At 66.2% G+C, this 18,290-nt stretch carries 16 protein-coding genes; 1 reads left to right on the plus strand and 15 read right to left on the minus strand.

Annotation, left to right across the window (positions count from 1 at the left end):
- Positions 1-5: 5 nt before the first annotated feature.
- From JQ639_RS14230 to JQ639_RS14250, 5 genes are read right to left on the minus strand one after another with little or no spacing between them, the layout of a single operon-like run.
- On the minus strand, positions 6-1,016 hold the full coding sequence (locus JQ639_RS14230) for an ABC transporter ATP-binding protein (RefSeq protein WP_211967092.1): 1,011 nt from the start codon (positions 1,014-1,016) through the stop codon (positions 6-8).
- Entirely contained in the window at positions 1,013-2,005 is a 993-nt protein-coding gene (locus JQ639_RS14235) for an ABC transporter ATP-binding protein (RefSeq protein WP_211967264.1), read from the minus strand. Before JQ639_RS14235 ends, JQ639_RS14230 begins: the two co-directional genes overlap by 4 nt.
- 7 nt (positions 2,006-2,012) lie before the next feature.
- On the minus strand, positions 2,013-2,909 hold the full coding sequence (locus JQ639_RS14240) for an ABC transporter permease (protein WP_211967091.1): 897 nt from the start codon (positions 2,907-2,909) through the stop codon (positions 2,013-2,015).
- Positions 2,902-3,822: an ABC transporter permease gene (locus tag JQ639_RS14245; protein ID WP_211967090.1), complete on the minus strand. Its 921-nt coding sequence runs from the start codon at positions 3,820-3,822 to the stop codon at positions 2,902-2,904. Before JQ639_RS14245 ends, JQ639_RS14240 begins: the two co-directional genes overlap by 8 nt.
- A 21-nt stretch (positions 3,823-3,843) precedes the next feature.
- Complete coding sequence (locus JQ639_RS14250) at positions 3,844-5,403, minus strand: ABC transporter substrate-binding protein (protein ID WP_211967089.1); 1,560 nt, start codon at positions 5,401-5,403, stop codon at positions 3,844-3,846.
- Between the two features lie 277 nt (positions 5,404-5,680).
- Here JQ639_RS14250 and JQ639_RS14255 point away from each other — a divergent pair, with 277 nt between their 5' ends.
- A complete protein-coding gene (locus JQ639_RS14255; protein WP_211967088.1) occupies positions 5,681-6,436 on the plus strand; it encodes a GntR family transcriptional regulator in 756 nt (251 codons plus the stop codon).
- 12 nt (positions 6,437-6,448) lie between these two features.
- Here the strand turns inward: JQ639_RS14255 and JQ639_RS14260 are convergent, their stop codons facing one another.
- From JQ639_RS14260 to JQ639_RS14305, 10 genes are all read right to left on the minus strand, one after another.
- Positions 6,449-8,752 carry a nitric oxide reductase activation protein NorD gene (locus tag JQ639_RS14260; RefSeq protein ID WP_211967087.1) on the minus strand — a complete coding sequence of 768 codons (2,304 nt, stop codon included), beginning with the start codon at positions 8,750-8,752 and terminating at the stop codon, positions 6,449-6,451.
- Between the two features lie 283 nt (positions 8,753-9,035).
- Entirely contained in the window at positions 9,036-9,848 is an 813-nt protein-coding gene (locus JQ639_RS14265) for a CbbQ/NirQ/NorQ/GpvN family protein (RefSeq protein WP_249123205.1), read from the minus strand.
- Between the two features lie 33 nt (positions 9,849-9,881).
- Positions 9,882-10,901: an alpha/beta fold hydrolase gene (locus JQ639_RS14270; protein WP_211967085.1), complete on the minus strand. Its 1,020-nt coding sequence runs from the start codon at positions 10,899-10,901 to the stop codon at positions 9,882-9,884.
- Between the two features lie 34 nt (positions 10,902-10,935).
- Positions 10,936-12,270: a purine-cytosine permease family protein gene (locus JQ639_RS14275; RefSeq protein WP_211967084.1), complete on the minus strand. Its 1,335-nt coding sequence runs from the start codon at positions 12,268-12,270 to the stop codon at positions 10,936-10,938.
- Positions 12,271-12,368: 98 nt separating this feature from the next.
- Positions 12,369-13,406: an aliphatic amidase gene (locus JQ639_RS14280; RefSeq protein ID WP_211967083.1), complete on the minus strand. Its 1,038-nt coding sequence runs from the start codon at positions 13,404-13,406 to the stop codon at positions 12,369-12,371.
- 90 nt (positions 13,407-13,496) lie between these two features.
- Complete coding sequence (urtE, locus tag JQ639_RS14285) at positions 13,497-14,189, minus strand: urea ABC transporter ATP-binding subunit UrtE (protein ID WP_211967082.1); 693 nt, start codon at positions 14,187-14,189, stop codon at positions 13,497-13,499.
- Positions 14,182-14,934: an urea ABC transporter ATP-binding protein UrtD gene (gene urtD, locus JQ639_RS14290; RefSeq protein ID WP_211967081.1), complete on the minus strand. Its 753-nt coding sequence runs from the start codon at positions 14,932-14,934 to the stop codon at positions 14,182-14,184. The genes urtE and urtD overlap by 8 nt, the downstream gene beginning before the upstream one ends.
- Positions 14,931-16,067: an urea ABC transporter permease subunit UrtC gene (gene urtC / locus JQ639_RS14295; protein WP_211967080.1), complete on the minus strand. Its 1,137-nt coding sequence runs from the start codon at positions 16,065-16,067 to the stop codon at positions 14,931-14,933. The genes urtD and urtC overlap by 4 nt, the downstream gene beginning before the upstream one ends.
- A 16-nt stretch (positions 16,068-16,083) precedes the next feature.
- Positions 16,084-16,953, minus strand: coding sequence for an urea ABC transporter permease subunit UrtB (gene urtB / locus JQ639_RS14300; RefSeq protein WP_211967079.1), 870 nt, complete (start codon positions 16,951-16,953; stop codon positions 16,084-16,086).
- Between the two features lie 66 nt (positions 16,954-17,019).
- Positions 17,020-18,270 (minus strand): transporter substrate-binding domain-containing protein, encoded by a 1,251-nt coding sequence (locus JQ639_RS14305; RefSeq protein ID WP_256443027.1) that lies wholly within the window; start codon positions 18,268-18,270, stop codon positions 17,020-17,022.
- Positions 18,271-18,290: the final 20 nt, after the last annotated feature.

The following is an 18,290-nucleotide window of genomic DNA, read 5'->3' on the forward strand; positions in this document are numbered from 1 at the left end:
CCCTGTCAGGCTGGAGACAACGACAATGGCGGAATGACTTCGGTGTGATGGCAGGCGACGAGTTGCCCCGCCTCGAGCGTGCGCGCCGCCGGCGCCTCGGTGGTGCAGATGTCGGTGGCGTAGGGGCAGCGCGGATTGAACTTGCAGCCCGGCGGCGGGGCCACCGCGCTGCCGATCTCGCCACGGATCACGCCGGCCGGCGGCCGATGGTCAGGATCCGGCCGCGGCACCGAGGCGAGCAGCGCGCGGGTGTAGGGATGATGCGGCCGCGCGAACACCGTGGCGGTCGGCCCGCGCTCGGCCATGCTGCCGAGATACATCACGCCGACATGGGACGAGAAATGCTCGACCAGCGCGAGGTCGTGGGCAACGACCAGATAGGTCAGGCCAAACTCCTCCTGGATGTCCGCGAGCAGGTTGAGGATCTGCGCGCGGATCGAGACGTCGAGCGCCGAGATCGGCTCGTCCAGCACCATGAACGACGGCTTGAGCGCGAGCGCGCGCGCGATGGCGATGCGCTGGCGCTGGCCGCCGGAGAATTCGTGCGGATAGAGGTCCGCCGCGGTCGCCGGCAGGCCGACGACGTCGAGCAGCTCGGCGACACGGGCGCGGCGGCTGGCGCGGTCGCCGATGCCATGGGCCATCAGCGGCTCGGCGATGATGGTGCTTACCCTCAGCCGCGGGTTGAGCGAGGCGTACGGGTCCTGGAACACAGCCTGCGCCTGGCGGCGATAGGCGCGCAGCTGCGCCGGCGACGCCGACGCCAGCGCCACCCCGTCGAACAGGATATCGCCGGACGTCGGCTGTTCGAGGCCGAGCACCAGCTTGGTCAGCGTGGTCTTGCCGCAGCCGGATTCGCCGACCAGCGCGAAGGTCTCGCCGCGGCCGATGCGGAAGCTGATATTTTCGACCGCGCGCACGACGCCGCCGCCGCGCATGCGGAAATGCCTGGTGAGGTCGCGCACCTCGAGCAGCGGCGTCGCCGCCCCACCCCCTCCGTCGTCCGGGCTCCTCATGGCCGTGGCTCCGCCAGCCAGCACGCCGCCTTGTGGCCCCGCCCGACCTCGAACACCGGCGGATCGTCGTCGCAGCGCTTCATCCGCTGCGGGCACCGCGCGGCGAAGCGGCAGCCTTGCGGCGGATCGATCAGGCTCGGCGGCTGGCCGGCGATCGCCTCCAACCGACGGCGGCGCTGGCCGAGATGGGGAATCGAGTTGAGCAGCCCCCGCGTATAGGGGTGCGCGGGATTTCGGAAGATCTCGCGGACGTCGCCGCTCTCCACCACCCGCCCGGCATACATCACCGCGATGCGGTGGCAGATGCCGGCGGCAACGCCGAGGTCGTGGGTGATGAGGATGATGCCGACGCCGCTCTCGCGCTGCAGCTCGCGGAACAGCTCCATCATCTGCACCTGGATGGTGACATCGAGGGCGCTGGTTGGCTCGTCGGCGATCAAGAGGCGCGGCGCGCAGGCGATCGCCATCGCCGTCACCACGCGCTGGCGCATGCCGCCGGAGAACTGGTGCGGGTAATCGTCGAGGCGCTTGGCCGGCGAGGGAATCCGTACCCGCCCCAGCACCGCCTCGACCGCCCGGCGGATCGGGCCACGGCCCTGGACGAGGTTGTGGTAGCGGAACGGTGCGCCGACCTGGTCGCCGATGGTGAATACCGGATTGAGCGAGGTCAGCGGATCCTGCGACACCATGGAGATGCGCCGTCCGCGCCAGTCGCGCGCCATCTCGTCGTCGCTGAGCTTGACGAGATCGGTGCCGTCGAGCTCGATCGAACCGGACACGATGCGCCCGCCGGGCTTGGGCAGGAGGCGCAGCATCGACAGGCTGGTCATGGTCTTGCCCGAGCCGGACTCGCCGACGACGCCGAGGGTCTCGCCCTCCGCGACCTCGAGGTCGACGCCATCGACGGCGCGCACCACGCCGCGTCGCAGATGGAGATAGGTCTTGAGGCCCGAGACCTTGAGCAGTGGCGGCTTGCGCGCCTCGGTCATCGTCATGTCAGAGCTGCCTGCGTTTGGGATCGAAGGTGTCGCGCAGCCAGTCGCCGATCAGATTGGCCGACAGGCAGGTCAGCATGATCGCGACGCCGGGCAGCGTGATCGCCCACCACGCGTTCTCGATATAGCTACGCGCGTCCGCCAGCATCAGGCCCCAGGACACGTCCGGGCTCTGGATGCCGAGACCCAGAAAACTCAGCGACGCCTCGAAGATGATCACCTGGCCAACCTGCAGCGTCGCCAGCACCAGCAGGGTGTTGAGCACGTTGGGCAGCAGGTGGCGCACGAAGATGGTCGGCGTCGAGCAGCCGGCGACCTTGGCGAGCGCGACATAGTCGCGTTCCCTGAGCGACAGGATCTCGCCGCGGACGATGCGGGCATACCACGTCCAGTAGGTGATGGAGATCACCACGATCACCGTGGTCAGGCTCGGCGACAGCACCGTGGCGATCACCAGCGCCAGCGCCAGCGAGGGGATCGACATCTGGATATCGACGAGCCGCATGATGGTGACATCGACCCAGCGGCCGAAATAGCCGGCGATCATGCCGATGAGCGCGCCGACGCCGCCGGAGATGACGATGGCATAGAGCGCGACCGTCAGCGAGATCCGCGCACCGGCGATGATCCGGCTGAGGACGTCACGGCCGAGATTGTCGGTGCCGAGCAGGTGGTCGATCGAACCGCCGGCCTGCCACACCGGTGGATGAAACGCGGCACCGAGGTCGAGGCCGTTGGGATCGTGCGGCGCGATCGCTTCGCCGCCGATGGCCGCGATCACCACGAGCGCGAAGATCGCGAGCGAGACGTAAGGCACGCCCGTGCCGGCAAAGTGGCGCAGCCATCGCCAGCGCATCGCGCCAGGCGGTGGGGTCGGGGTGACGGAGACATCAACCATCGTGCCGGATCCTCGGATCGATCAGGCCGTAGCTGAGATCGACCAGCAGGTTGGAGGCGACGAACAGGATCGACGTGAACAGCACGCCGGCCTGTACCACCGGGAAGTCACGCGCGAACACCGCCTCCACCACCGTGCGGCCGAGACCCGGCCAGGCGAAGATCACCTCGACGACGAAAGCGCCTCCGAGCATCGAGGCGAAGTAGACGCCGAGCACGGTGACCAGCGGCACCGCGGCGTTGCGGAAGGCGTACTTCCACACCAGCAGCCGCTCCGGCGCGCCGAGGGCGCGGCCCATGCGGATGTAGTCGCTGTCGAGCACGTCGAGCATCGCCGAGCGCACGATGCGGGTCTGCGCCGCGACCGGATACCAGCCGAGTGCGATCGCCGGCAGGACGAGATGGGAGAGGCCGCCCGCTCCGAACGCCGGCAGCCAGTTGAGCTGCACCGCGAACACCAGGATCAGCAGCAGGCCGACCCAAAAGCCCGGCATCGCCTGCCCGAGCATGGCGAAGCCCTTGCCGAGCTTGTCGATCCAGCCGCCGCGATGGACCGCGGAGAGCACCCCGAGCGGCACGGCGAGCGCCACCGAGAACAGCAGCGCCGACAACGCGAGTTCGATAGTTGCCGGCAGCCGATCGAGCACGAGGGTCAGCGCCGGCATCTGCCAGCGGTACGAATTGCCGAAATCGCCGGTCAGCGCCTTGCCAGCGAAGATCAGGTACTGCATCCACACCGGCTTATCGAGGCCCATGGCCTCACGCGTCTGGTCGATCAGCGCCTGCGGCGCGTCGACCGGCAGCAGCAGCACGATGGGATCGCCCGTCATGCGGGAGATCACGAAGATCAGGATCGAGGCGCCGATGATGCTGACGATGCCGTGCAGCAGCCGGCGCAGGGCGTAGGCGAGCATGGGTTTGCTCCGCAGGTCCGCTTACGGCTTGAGCCCGATTTCCTGGAAACCGCGCCACGCGCCCGGATAGGGCCAGGGCTTGAACTCGACCTTGTCGCGCCAGGCGAAGGTGATCACCGGGCGATAGGTGGTGAGGCCGCCGAGGACGTTGTCATGCTTGTAGCGCGAGATCTTGCGGATCACTTCCTCACGCTTTGCCGGATCCATGGTGGCTTTCAGCTCCTCGACCATGGCGTCAGCCTGCTTGTCGTCGGTGTAAGAATAGCTGCCCCAGCCCTTGCCCGGCACGAAGCTATGCAAATGCCCACCCCACGGCGTCGCCGGATCGCCCGGCAGGCCCTGCGTCCACATCCAGCTGAGGATGCCATCCATTTCCGGCGGGCCGTTGCGGCCGCGGCGGCCGAGATTGATCCACGCGCCGTATTCGAGGCCTTGCACCTTGCAGCGGATGCCGACCGTGCCGAGATAGGCGAAGATCGCCTCGCCCATCTCCTTGACGTTGGGCTCGCGCGGCGTCGTCAGGTTGTAGCAGGGTGTCTCGAAACCGTTGGGATAGCCGGCCTCGGTCAGCAGGCGCTTGGCTTCCTTCGGATTGTAGGCCCAGGGCTTGAGATCGGGATCGTAACCGGTGCTGCCCTTGCCGACTTCGGCATAGCGCTCACCCTGGCCGAACAGCACGCTCTTGATGATCGCATCCATGTCGATCGCCTGCGCGACCGCCTGACGGACTTTGAGCTTGTTGAACGGCGACTCCGGCTTGTAGGTCGGGAAATCGATGTAGAGGTTGTTGCCGGAGATCGCGGTGAAGGTCTTCACGCCCGGCATCTTCTTGAATTCGGCGACCATCGCCGGCGGCACATTGTCGATCCAGTCGACCGCGCCGGACTTGAACGCGGCGACGCGCGTCAGGTCCTCGGGAATGATCTTGATGGTGAGGTTCTTGACCTTCGGCCGCGCGTCCTTGTTCCAGTAGTCGTCGAAGGCCTCGAGCTTGAGATCCTCCTTGACCGAGCGCGACACGAACTTCCACGGACCGGTGCCGACCGGCGCCTTGGCGAAACCGTCTTCGCCGACCTGCTCGAAATATTTCTTGGGGATCGCCCACAGTTCCAGCGAATCGGCAATGTAGTTGCCGTCCGGCTCCTTGAAATGGATGCGGAAGTGCAGGTCGTCGACGATCTCGAAGCGCTCGACATTGGCCTGCAGGTGCGACCAGCGCGAGACCTTGGGATCGCGCAGCCGCTGGAACGAGAATTCGAAGTCCGCGGAGGTGAGCGGGTCGCCGTTGTGGAACTTGACGCCGGGACGCAGCTTGACGTCGATCACCGGCTTGCCGTCCTGCTGCTGCAGCTCCCACGACTGCGCCAGCCAGTTCACCATCTTCTGGTCGGGATCGTAGCGAACCAATTGCTCGAACATCTGCGAGATGAAGTAGTGGTCGACGCCGGCGGAATATTTCGTCGGATCGAGCGTCGTGCCCTCGGCGCCGAACGCCACCGTCAGGCCGCCGCTCGCCTGCGCGGATGCCAGCGTCGGGCACAGCGCCACCGCGAGCGCAAACACGATCCTCGTCGCCTTCATGGTCGTCCTCCCGTGGACCGGATGCGCTGCATCCGTCTTTTCTGGCCGCTTGTGCGGTTGCGCATCTGCCACCGCCGCGAGATGGACGCATGTTCGTCTCGCAGACTGCGGCGCTGCCATGCTGCACCGCACGTGTTCTGTGCGTGCAGCGACATGCCTGCTTGTGACCCAAGCGGACCACGCGACCGGCCAATTGTCAATTGTCGACAATTGGACAAGTGAGCGATAATGCGCCTAGTATTTCCGCGTTCTGGAATGGATGGGGCGACGACAGCACATGACGAACATTGAAGCCGGTCCGCGCACGGCGACGTCACGACGGCGCGGCGAGCGCACGCGCACCATTCCCGAGCAGATCGCCGATCACGTCAGCACCGCGATCATCGGCGGCGAGTATCGCGGCGGCGAACGAATCCGCGAGCAGGAACTGGCGACGCTCTATGGCGTCAGCCGCGGGCCGGTGCGCGAAGCGATCCGCGCGCTGGAGCAACGCGGCCTCGTCAATTTCTTTCCGCGACGCGGCGCCTATGCGATCGCCGTGACCCTCGACACCATCATCGAGATCTTCAATGTCCGCGCCGCGCTGATGGGCCTTGCGGTGCGTGACCTCGCCCGCCGCAAGGATCGCAGCGTCGCTGCCGACCTCGACACTGCGATCGCCGAACTGCGCCGGCTGGCGAAAGCGCGTGGCACGCCGCCCGAGCGCTTTGCCCGCGCGGTGGCGCGCTGCGGCGGCATCGTCGCCGCGCACTGCGGCAACCAGTATCTGTCGCGGTTGCTGCACCAGCAGCTCGACCGCACGCTGTGGGGCCTGATCTGGCGTGAACGCTCGCTCGATTTCTTCACGCCGCGCCGCCAGCAGGCCGCGCTCAGGGAATGGGAGATCGTCTCGACCGCCCTCGCCGCCGGCCGCGACGCCGAGGCCGAACGCGCCATGCGTCTGATCTTCTTCAACGCCCGCGACGCGGCGATCGCCACCCTGGAAAAGGCGCGCGGCGAGAAAGTCAACCGCGCGCACCTCATCAAGGACTAGCGAAACCCGCGGCTACTTCTTCAGCTCGGCATAAAGATGCATGACGCGCGCCGGCAGCACCTCGACGCGCGGCACGCGCAGCGCGCGGCGTTCGCCGAAGATGCGGTCGAGCTGGCGGAACGGACCTTTGCCCATGCCGAATGCGAAGGTGTCGATGCCGCGCCGGCGCAACTGCTGCACCACGCGCCGCGCGTCCTCGGCAAGGTAGGCCGGATCCGGCACGTCGACGTCGGATGGCTCACCGTCGGTCAGCACCAGCAGCACGCGGCGGAACGCTCGACGCTGCGCCAGCGCCTGGCCGGCATGACGCAACGCCGGGCCGAGCCGCGTCGAATGGCTGCTGGCAAGACCGGCGAGCCGCGATCGGGCGATGGCGTCCATCGGCTCGTCGAAATCCTTGATGCGGAGATAGCGCACGCGCTCGCGTCCATCGGAATTGAAGCCATGCACGGCGATGGCATCACCAGCGTCGGCGACTGCGGCTGCCATAATGGTCGCCGCCTCGCGCTCGACCGCGAGAATGGACCGGCCCTGGCGGTCGCGATCGGCGGTCGACTGCGACAGGTCGAGCAGCAGCAGCACGGCGAGATCGCGCGGGCCGGGCATGTCGCGCTGATAGGCGCGCGGCTCCGGCCACAGCCCCGCACGGCGATCGATCGCCTGGGCGATGCAGGCATCGATGTCGAGGGTGTCGCCCTCGCGCTGGGCGCGCAGGCGGACGCGGCGGCCGATCGAGGCATCGCGCGTCAGCGCGGCGATGCGCTGCATTGCCTGCATGTCCGCTGCCGGCGGATGCGCTGCGTGCGCCTGGCCGACCGGTGCCGCGACGGCCTCCAGCACCGTGGTCCAGTCCGGCCGCTCGATGCCAGCGGCATAATCCCATTCCGGATAGGTCGCGGCGGGAAGGCCGTCGAGCAGCGCCACCTGCGCCGTGCGGGCGCGGCGGGTCTCATCCGGCGGCGCGCTGTCGTCCTGCGATTGGCCATCGTCGCGCTGCTCGCGCTCGATCCGCACCGAATCGACCGTGAGCTCAATCTCCTCCGCGGGCGCGTCCGGCTGGTCGCCGAAATCCCACAGCGCGAGGTTGTCGTCGCGATAGACCGGCTCGACCACATAGGTCCGCGCATTGAACTGCAGACGCATCTGGCCGATGTCATTGCCGAGCAGGCCGCCGATCTCGCGGCTGATCGCCGGATCGTGCCAGCGCGGCGCGGCGTCCGCGAACAGCGCACGGCCCTTGGCGACCCAACCGCTGTCGTCGGCGTACTCCGGATCGAGCAGCGCACGCGACAGGCGCATCATCAGGCCCGCGGCGGTCATGGTGTCGGTCGGCTGGGCGCTGTGGAACGGCAGCCACAGCCGCCGCAGGCCCGGCATGTCGCACAGCGCCAGCGTCTCGACCCGCGCATCCTCGATCAGCGACACCAGCGCGATCTGCAGCGGCTTGAGCTGGCCGACTGGAAAGCGCACCGTCGAGTGGCGAAAATGCGCGCCGGCATGGGCGGCGGCGGCGCGGTAGAGCGCATCCGCGCGCGCCTCGCCGTAGCCGGGAAAGTTTTCCGGCAATCCGATAAGGCCGGCTACGAGCGAGGCGCGGCGCGGCACCGGCAGCGCTTCGGTCGCGGTGAGCTTGCGGAAGCGCGGCGTCCAGTCCCACAACGCATGCATGTTGGCTGCGAGACGGCGCTCCAGCCGGGTGAGATCGCCGGTCGAACGCCCGAGCGCGAGCAGGCGTGCCGACAGCGGATCGTCGAGGCCGAAATAGGCGCGGCGGCGCCGGGCGCTGGTCGAGGCCGAGCGCAGGCCGCCGGAAATCCAGGCGGCGAAGTCGCCGGCGTTCGCCTGGGTCAGCAGCCGTTCCAGCCGCCCGAGCACCAGCGCCACGACATCGGGCGCGGCCTCAGCCAGTTCGTGCAGTGCGTCGAGCGCGATCGTCAGCTCCATCGAGGTCGGCAACCGCTGCAGCACCTTCGGCAGCTCGATCAGCAACGCCAGGGCTTCACGGCTGCCGGCCTCGCGCCCGACCAGCCGTACCGCGCGCCCGACCGCAAGCAGATCCGCCACCGGCCGGCTCTGCGGCCACTGCCCGGAGATGCGCAGATAGGTGCGCACGACGAGATCGCCGAGATTGGCGTCCATCAGGCCGAGCAGCACCTCGTCCCATGCCGTGAGATGTTCGGCGACATCGGCGCGGCGCTGCAGCGCCACCTTCGCTCCATGAAACGCCGTCGTGAGGTCGTCATGCCCCTGCAGCACCGTCGCCAGGCGGCGGCTGAAGCGGAAGCTGTCCAGCGAACTGATGGTGGCGCTCGACATCGCTGGCTCCGCTACGACGGCAACGTGGCGATACGGGTTGGATGCCCCGGCGCTGCAAACCCTTCCGCGTCATCACCGGGCCGGCGCGTCAGCGCCGTGACCCGGTGATCCAGCTTCACGGCGCCTCCCCCAGGCGACGGCAGGCTGGATGCGCGGGTCAAGCCCGCGCATGACGCTGAATGTGGAGCTGCCCTACCCATTCCATCACATCCGGTTCGATCACCCTGCGCTCTGCGGCCTTGCCAGCATCGATACCTCGGCGATCAGGCCTTCACGGACGCCTCTACGCACATGCCGCGATGGTGTCGCGCAGCGCGTTGCGGATGTCAGCGTCATCGGTCAGCGGCACGACGATGGTGGTCTCGCAGGCATCGTCGAGGTCGATACCGCAACCGATCAGGCGGCCGGCGTTGATCAGCATGCGCGTCGAGGCGCCCTCGTCGAGGCCCTGCCCCTTGAGGTTGCGGCTGTGGCCGGCGATGCCGACCAGAAGATCGGCGAGATTGGGATCGATGCCGGCTTCGCGCGCCACGATCTCGGCCTCCACCGGACGCTCGGGATAGCCGAAGTCGAGCGCGGCGAAGCGCTGCTTGGTGGATTCCTTGAGGTCCTTGATAGCGCTCTGGTAACCCGGGTTGTAGGAGATCACGAGCTGGAAGTCGGAATGGGCGCGGATCAGCTCGCCGCGCTTCTCCAGCGGCAGCACGCGGCGATCGTCGGTGAGCGGATGGATCACCACGGTCGTGTCCTGCCGCGCCTCGACGATCTCATCGAGATAGCAGATCGCGCCGAGCCGCACCGCCGTGGTCAACGGCCCGTCGTTCCAGATGGTGCCCTGCGGGTCGAGCAGCCAGCGGCCAACGAGGTCTGCCGCCGTCATGTCCTCATGGCAGGCGACCGTGATCAACGGTCGCCCGAGCCGCCAGGCCATGTACTCGATGAAACGCGTCTTGCCGCATCCAGTCGGCCCTTTCAGCATCACCGGCATGCGGCTGGCATAGGCCGCGCTGAAGAGGGCCACCTCGTCGCCGACGGGCCGGTAATACGGCTCGTCGGCGATGCGGTACTGGTCGAGCAGCAACGGGGCACTGGACAATCTCACGTCCTCCTTGCACATGGCGGCCGGTCGTTACGACGCCAGCAGCTCCTTCAGTTTCCCGTCGATAAAGTCGACATCGACCGGGTTGGTACCGGGGCCACCGGCGAAGTGTCCCCACACCGACGGCACCGGCACGAACCTGGCGTTCGGCATGTGCGCGACCTCGAACTCGCTGTCCTCCGGCGGGAAGTACAGGTCGGTCTGCCCGGGCATCACATAGGTCTTGGCCTTGATGCCGGCGAGGGCCGCCTTGAAGTCGCCCTTGTAGATCTCGTTGTCGCTGATGTCGCCGTTCTGCCAGGTCCACAGCATGGTCAGGAGGTTGTTGGGATCCTTGGGCAGGAAGAAGCCTTCCCAGAACGCCACCAGGAAATCCTCGAGCGAGGAGTAGCCCAGCGTCTTGATGTCGAGCTGCTGACGATAGAACGCCTGCGAGAAGCCCCAGCCGGCATAGACGCGGGCGGCCGCGCGCAGGCCCCGCGCCGGCTTCTCGGTGTACCAGCCTTCCTTCCAGGCGGCGTCGGCGGTGAGCGCCGCCTTGACGCCTTCCAGAAACACGAAGTTGTGGCGCGAGCATTTCGCCGAGCCGCAGAACGGCGCCAGCAGGTCCATCATGTCCGGATAGAGCGCGCCCCAGTGGAAGGTCTGCAGTGCCCCCATCGACCAGCCCACCACCATGCGGATATGCTTGATGCCGAACTTCTCCGTGACCAGGCGGTGCTGGGCACGGACGTTGTCGTAGGCCGTCACCTGCGGGAAGCGCGGCCCGTTATAGGGCTCCGGCGTGTTGCTCGGCGACGACGACAGGCCGTTGCCGAGCATGTTCGGGATGATGATGAAGTACTTGGCCGGATCCAGCGCCATCCCCGGCCCGACCAGCCACTCGTTGTCGTAGTGCTGCCCCGAGTACCAGGTTGGATAGACGATGACGTTGTCCTTGGCCGCATTGAGCTGGCCGAACGTCTTGTAGGCGAGCTTGCAGTCGCGAATGGTGGCGCCGCGCTGCAGCGTAACGTTCCCCAGATCGTAGATTTCGTAATCGACGCTCATCGATTGCCCTTTCCGTTTCTTGATGGGCCAGCGCTCATGCAGCGCTGGCCGCCTTCTCTGCCGTGGCGCTCGTGCGTGCAATCACCAGGTACGCGATGCCGGCGACGAGTGCGGCGGAAATCGCAGTGGACAATCCCGGCATCAGGTTTTCAACCGCGAAGGCGCACAGCGACCCTATGCCCCAGGCGATGAACGGCCGGGCGCGCCAGTCTGCATCGGCCTGCGCGCCGCTGCGCAACAGATACTGGTCGACCAGGATGATGGCGCCGATCGGCGGCACCAGGATGCCGAGCAGCGACAGCCACTGGATGAAGAATGCCCAGACGTTGCCGGCGGCGACGACGATGCCGATCGCGCCAAGGATGACAGCCATCACCCGCATGTTGGTGCCGAGAATTCGCGACCAGCCGGTGGCGGCATTGTAGAGGCAGTGCGAACACACCGAGCCGAGATTGGCGTAGAGGAACACGAAGGCGAGAATGCTGAGCCAGGTCAGCTGCTTGCCGTTCATGTAGCCGAACATGTTGTCGACGCCGAACGGGTTGGCGTTGGGCACCGCGAGCGCCGCCGTCATGACGCCGCCGACCAGCATCGCCACGAGATTGGCGAACGGAAATGCACTGAAGGTGGCTGCAAGCGACGCGCGGCTGTTCGGCGCCCAGCGGTTGAAGTCCGCCGTCACCGTGCCGGCATCGATGAACAAGGCCAGCACCACGGTGAGGCCGACGCCCATGGACATCGAGGCGACGCCGTTGTTGCCGGCATAGTTGAGGATGGCGGATGCCGATGTGGTCGATGCCGCATCGATCGCGACCCATAGGCCGAGAATGACGAACAGCGGCACCGACGCCAGCCCGATCCAGTGCAGACCCTTCACGCCGACAAAGGTGATGCCGATATACAGCACGCCGGCAACGATGGTCATGGCGACGTAGTTGAGGCCGTACGTCGAGGAGATCAGCGCGCCGGTGATGCCGGTCTGCACCGCATACCAGCCGAGCAGCAAGGTCGACAGCAGCCCCGAGGCCAGCACATAGCCCTTCTTGCCAAACACAATGCTGGCGATCAGTGCGAAGTTCATGCCGCGGTTGGTGCCGATGAGGCCGAGCGCGCCGACATAGGCGAACATGATGAGATTGCCGATGATCATGGCGGCGAGCGCCGCCTTGAATCCCATGCCCAGCACCAGCAGCGATCCGGTCATCGCGCCGGTGATGATCATGGGAAAGCCGATCCAGACCATGGTGACGGAGAACGCGCTGCGGCGCGCGCTCAACGGCACCGGATCGTGCTCGTATTCGTGACCGAGTAGTTCGTCGATCTGCCCTTCGGCCTGGTGCACGATCCCTGTATTCGCCTCACTGCTCATATCGCCCCCCGATACTGTGTCGTGTGAGATGTGGAAGAAGTCGCCGTGGTCCGCCGCGCCGGCACGAACGAGCGTGCCGGCGCGGCGGCAGGCCGCGTTCAGCGATGCGCGGTACGCTGGTTGGGAATGCCCTCGATCGGACATTCCTCGGTGCCCACCGTTGGCCGGGTCATCGCCTCGACCTGGGCACGGGTGCCTTCCGGATCGGTGATCCAGTTCTTGTAGAAGGTGTACGGACACACCGCATGGCCGCGGCTGTCGTCGCCGGAGTTGATCAGGCCGGTGTAGCCGCGGTGCATCAGCTTGAAGAGATGGTTCTGCGACTGCATGTTGCGGCGGGCGTCGCGGATCAGCGACACCGACAGCTGGGCGTACTGGATACCATTCTCCTCGGTGCCGCACTCGCCGAGCGTACGGCCGTCGAAGCCGATCAGGGCGGAGTGTCCGAAGTAGGAGTAGACGCCGTCGAAGCCCGAGGCGTTGGCCACCGCGACATAGCAGTTGTTGGCCCAGGCCATCGACTTCGAGATCAGGATCTGCTGCTCCTTGGCCGGGTACATGTAGCCCTGGCAGCGGATGATCAGTTCGGCGCCGCGCATGGCGCAGTCGCGCCAGATCTCGGGATAGTTTCCGTCATCACAGATGATCAGGCTGATCTTGAGGCCCTTGGGGCCATCGGAGACATAGGTGCAGTCGCCGGGATACCAGCCCTCGATCGGCACCCACGGCATGATCTTGCGATACTTCTGGACGATCTCGCCCTTGTCGTTCATCAGGATCAGCGTGTTGTAGGGCGCCTTGTTGGGGTGCTCCTCATGGCGCTCGCCGGTCAGCGAGAACACGCCCCACACCTTGGCCTTGCGGCATGCGTCGGCGAAGATCGCGGTTTCCTCGCCCGGCACACTGGAGGCCGTCTCGTACATCTCCTTGGAGTCGTACATGATGCCGTGGGTGGAGTATTCCGGGAAGATTACGAGATCCATGCCCGGCAGGCCGAGCTTCATGCCCTCGACCATCTTCGCGATGTTGCGCGCGTTGTCGAGAACCTCGGCCTTGGTGTGCAGCCGCGGCATCTTGTAGTTGACGACGGCAACGCCGACCGTGTCCTTGCTGCTCGAAATGTCACCATGCAACATGTGTTCGACTCCCTTTCAAGTGAACGACGTAAAACCCGTTAGACCGCCAGACCTGCAGACCGCCAGACCTGCTTGGACCGCTCAATCTGCTTAGACCGCCATGTGACGCTGGATGAGATCGTCGGTGAGCTCGGCGATCGCCCCCTTGGCGACGACGCGCCCCTTCTCGAGCAGCGCGAAGCGATGGGATGCGCGGCGCGCGAACGCGACGTTCTGCTCGACCAGAACCACCGTGATGCCGTGTTCGCGGTTGAGGCGCGTGATCACGTCCTCGATCTGCTCGACGATGTTCGGCTGGATGCCTTCCGTCGGCTCGTCCAGCAGGATCACCTTGGGCTGGGCGAGCAGCGCGCGGGCGATCGCAAGCTGCTGCTGCTGGCCGCCCGACAGGTTGCCGCCATAGCGGTTGAGGAAATCCTTGAGCACAGGAAACAGGTCGATGACCCATTCCTCGATGCCGTCGGGCGCTTTCGCGGCGAAGGTGCCGAGCATCAGGTTCTCCCGCACGGTGAAGCGCGGCAGGATGCCCCGGCCTTGCGGTACATAGGCAATGCCGGCCTTGGCGCGCTGGTAGGTGCGCAGGGCCGAGATGTCCGAACCATCGAGCGCGAGGCGCCCGGTGACGCGGTCCATCAGGCCGAGAATGCTGCGCATCAGCGTCGTCTTGCCGACGCCGTTGCGGCCGAGCACTGACAGGAATTCCCCGGCGCCGACCTTCAGGTTGATGCCCTGCAGCGCCCGGCTGTTGCCATAGAAGGCGTCGACATCCGCCAGCTCAAGCATTGGTGATGCCTCCCGATCCGAGATAGGCGCGACGGACGTCGGGATGCGCCTCGACCTCCGCGGCGGTGCCTTCCGCCAGCAGCTGTCCCATGTGCATCACCGAGATGATGTCTCCAATCGCCTTGACGAAGCCCATGTCGTGCTCGACCACCACCAGCGTGTGCCGGCCCTTGAGCCGCGCAAACAGCTCGGCGGTCTTGCGCGTCTCCTGCGCAGTCATGCCCGCGGTCGGCTCGTCCATCAGGATGAGCTCGGCGTCCTGGGCGACCAGCATGCCAATCTCCAGCCACTGGGTCTGGCCATGCGACAGGTACGATGCCGGCTGCTCGAGCTGGTCGGTCAGGCCGATCAGTTCGGCGAGACGCTCGACCTCCGCCTGCCCGGCGCGGCGCATATCCCAGCGCAGGTTGGCGAGCACGCCGGGCCGGCGCGCCCGCGCCACCTCGAGGTTCTCGCTCACCGTCAGCTCGCGGAACACGCTCGGCACCTGGAATTTGCGGCCGACACCGGCGCGCGCGATCTGGTGCTCCTCCAGCGCATTGAGCGCCGTGCCGTCAAACACCACGCTGCCCGAGGTCGGCTTGACCTTGCCGCAGATGATGTCGAGCGCCGTGGTCTTGCCGGCGCCGTTGGGGCCGATCAGGCAGCGCAGCTCGCCCTTGCGTACGTTCATGGTGAGCTGGTTGAGCGCCTTGAAGCCGTTGAAGGACACGCAGACGTCGCGCAATTCGAGATGGGTGGTCATGCGCTGCCCTCCGTGGTCTGGCCGACGCTCTCGGCGACGCCGTGCGTGGCCTGCCGGCGCTGCGCGATCCAGCGCCAGGCGCCCTGTGCGAAGCCGGCGAGGCCCTTGGGCAGGAACAGGACGACGAGGACGAACAGCGCGCCCATCACCAGCGTCCAGGTTTCGAGGAATGCGGCGGATTCCGACAGCGCGCCCTGCATGCCCGCGACCAGCACCGCGCCGAGGAAGGCGCCGACGAGGCTCTGGCGGCCGCCGACGGCGCACCACACCACCACCGACAGCGACAGCTGCACGCCGAGGAAGGTCGGCGAGGCAAACTCCATCACCACCGTGTAGAGCATGCCGGCGAGGCCCGCGATCGCTGCCGACAGCGCGAACACGAAGATCTGGTAGCCGGCGACGTCGTAGCCGAAGTAGCGCACCCGGCTCTCGTGATCGCGAATCGCCTGGACGATGAGGCCGGCCTTGGTACGGGTGAAGGCGAACGCGACCAGCAGGCTGAGCAGGACGCAGCTCGCCACCAGATAGTAGGTCGCGCGGCCGTAGGCATCGAAGGCAATCCCGAAAATCTCGAGCTGGGCGAGATCGGTGATGCCGTTGAAGCCGCCGGTGTAGCTCTGCTGATCGATGATCACGAGATTGAGCACCACCATGGTGGCGAGCGTGATGATCGAGACGTAGACGCCGGTGACGCGACTGCGGAAGATGAACCAGCCGAGCGCGGCCGCGACCAGCGCCGGGACGAGGATGCCGGCGGCGAGCGCGAACGGCAGCGACTTGAACGGTACCCAGAACCACGGCAGCGACGGCACGTTGTTCCAGACCATGAAGTCCGGCAGGCCGCTCGAGCCGGTGTGCACCGGAATGGTCTTGAGCTTCAGCGCCATCGCCATGGCATAGGAGCCGATGCCAAAGGTCATGGCCTGCCCGAGATTGAGGATGCCGCCATAGCCCCATGACAGCGCCAGCGATACCGTGAGAATGCCGAGCACGAGATAGCGGGCGATCTTGTTGAGCAGGAAGTCGTTGTTGAGGATCAGCGGCAGTGCGAACACCAGCGCGCAGACGATGAGCAGCGGCGCGATCTGGGTGCCGAGACGCTGCAGTCCGTTGGGGGAAGTCTTCGATGACATGGACAGCAATCTGGTCTCAGGCGCGCACGCGCGTGGTGAACAGCCCTTCGGGCCGGAAACGGATGAGAACGACGATGGCGAGCAGCACCAGCGCCTTGGCCACGGTGTCGTTCTGCAGGAAGGCGATGGCGCCGGAGAGCTCGCCAAGGGCGAAGGCGCTGAACACCGTGCCGGCGAGGCTCTGCACACCGCCGAGCACCACCACCATGAAGGCGTCGACGACATAACCCGTGCCCATGTCCGGCGACACGCTCTTGAGCGGCGACACCAGCGCCCCGGCGAGCCCCGCAAGGCCCGCGCCATAGGCGAACGTCAGCGCGTAGATGCGCTTGGCGTTGATACCGAAGGAGGCCGCTACCGAGCGGTCCTGCATGATGGCGCGCAGCTTCATGCCGACCGTAGTGCGGTTCATCAGCATCCAGGTCGCCGCGAACAGCACCAGCGCGGCGACAAACAGGAACACGCGATAGGACGACACCGCGAGACCGAACACATCCATGCTGTCGGCCAGCGACGGCGGCAGCTGGACATAGCGCAGCTCGCTGCCGACCATCAGCCGCACGCCCTGCTGCAGCATGATGCCGACACCCCAGGTCGCGAGAATCGTATCGAGCGGCCGGTTGTTGAGCAGACTGAGGACGTAGCGTTCGATGACCCAGCCGATCGCCGCCACGACGATGAAGATCGGAACGAGGCTCGCCAGCAGGCCGAGCCCGAAAGTGGTCTGGAACAGCCAGGCGGTGTAGGCGCCGAGCATGACGAACTCGCCATGCGCGAGATTGATGATGCCCATCGAGCCGTAGATGATCGACAGTCCCATCGCCACGAGCAGCAAAATCGATCCGATGCTGAGGCCCGTGATGATCTGTTCGAAGAATTGGTCCACGCGCGTGTCTCCGTGAAGTCGGCCGCCGGCAGGGAGATGCCGGCGGCCGTCGTTCGCCCCCAGCCGTCAGCTCTTCTCGACGAGGCCCTTCTCGGTGCAGACCTGCCCGGGATAGGCGGCGTACGGCACCGGCTTCAGCCACTCCTTGGCTTCGACGAGAATTTCGAACTGGCCGTTGGACTTGGCCTGCGCGATCTTCGGCCACAGCCAGGTGTGCAGATTCTCGCCTTCGATCCGCACCTTGCCCTGGGGCGCGATGGTCTCGGCACCCTTGACCGCGTCACGGATGTTCGGGGGCGTGATGTCGCTCGGCGCCAGCTTCTCGACTGCCTGCTTGAACAGGTAGGTCTGGAAGTAGCAGGCTTCCGACACGAAGTGCGTCACCTTGTCGGCGCCCCAGCGCTTCTGGTAGGCGGCGACGAACTTCTCGTTCTCAGGCGACTTGTGCACCTGGAAATAGGGAGCGGAGGTGAAGTGGCCGGCGGCCGCCTCGCCGCCCATCGCCGCCACCTCGTTCTCCGAGGTGGTCAGGCTCGCCATCGGCATCTTCTCGGGATCGAGGCCCGCGGCGCGGTATTGGCGGTGCAGCGCGACCACCGAATCGCCGACCACGGTCGAGAAGATCACGTTCGGCTGGGTCGAGCGGATCTTGTTGATCACCGACGAGAATTCCGAATGGCCGAGCGGCACGTACTCTTCGGCAACGACCTCGCCGCCGTACTTCTCCAGCAGCTTCTTGCAGTAGTTGTTCTCTTCCTTCGGATAGATGTAGTTCGAGCCGATCAGGTAGAACTTCTTGCCGAACTTCTTGATCAGCCAGGGGACGAACTCGTCCTGCTGCTGGTTCGGCACGGCACCGGTGTAGATGACGTTCTTGGAGCACTCGCGGCCCTCATAAAGGGTCGGATACCAGTAGAGATTGTTCTGGCGCTCGAACACCGGCAGCACCGCCTTGCGGCTCGCGGAGGTGTAGGAGCCGAACACGCTGACGCACTTGTCGCCGACGACCAGCTTGCGCGCCTTCTCGGAGAAGGTCGCGGGATCCGATGCCGGATCTTCGATGATGGGAACAATCTTGGCGCCCTTGATGCCGCCGGCCGCGTTGATCTCCTCGATCGCCAGCAGCGTCGCCTTGTTCAGCGATTCCTCGATGATCGCCGTGGTGCCGGTGAGCGAGAACAGCACGCCGACCTTGATTTCACCGCCGGCGGCGCGGGCGAGATCGGCATTCTTGATCCAGATGTGCGGCAGGCCTGTTCCCGCGAACACGCCCAGCGCTGCCGCATTCTTCATCAAACTCCGTCGCGTAATACTCATGCATTTTGCTCCTGGAATGA

Source organism: Bradyrhizobium sp. U87765 SZCCT0048 (assembly GCF_018131225.1).
In the GTDB taxonomy this organism is placed as follows: Bacteria; Pseudomonadota; Alphaproteobacteria; order Rhizobiales; family Xanthobacteraceae; genus Bradyrhizobium_A.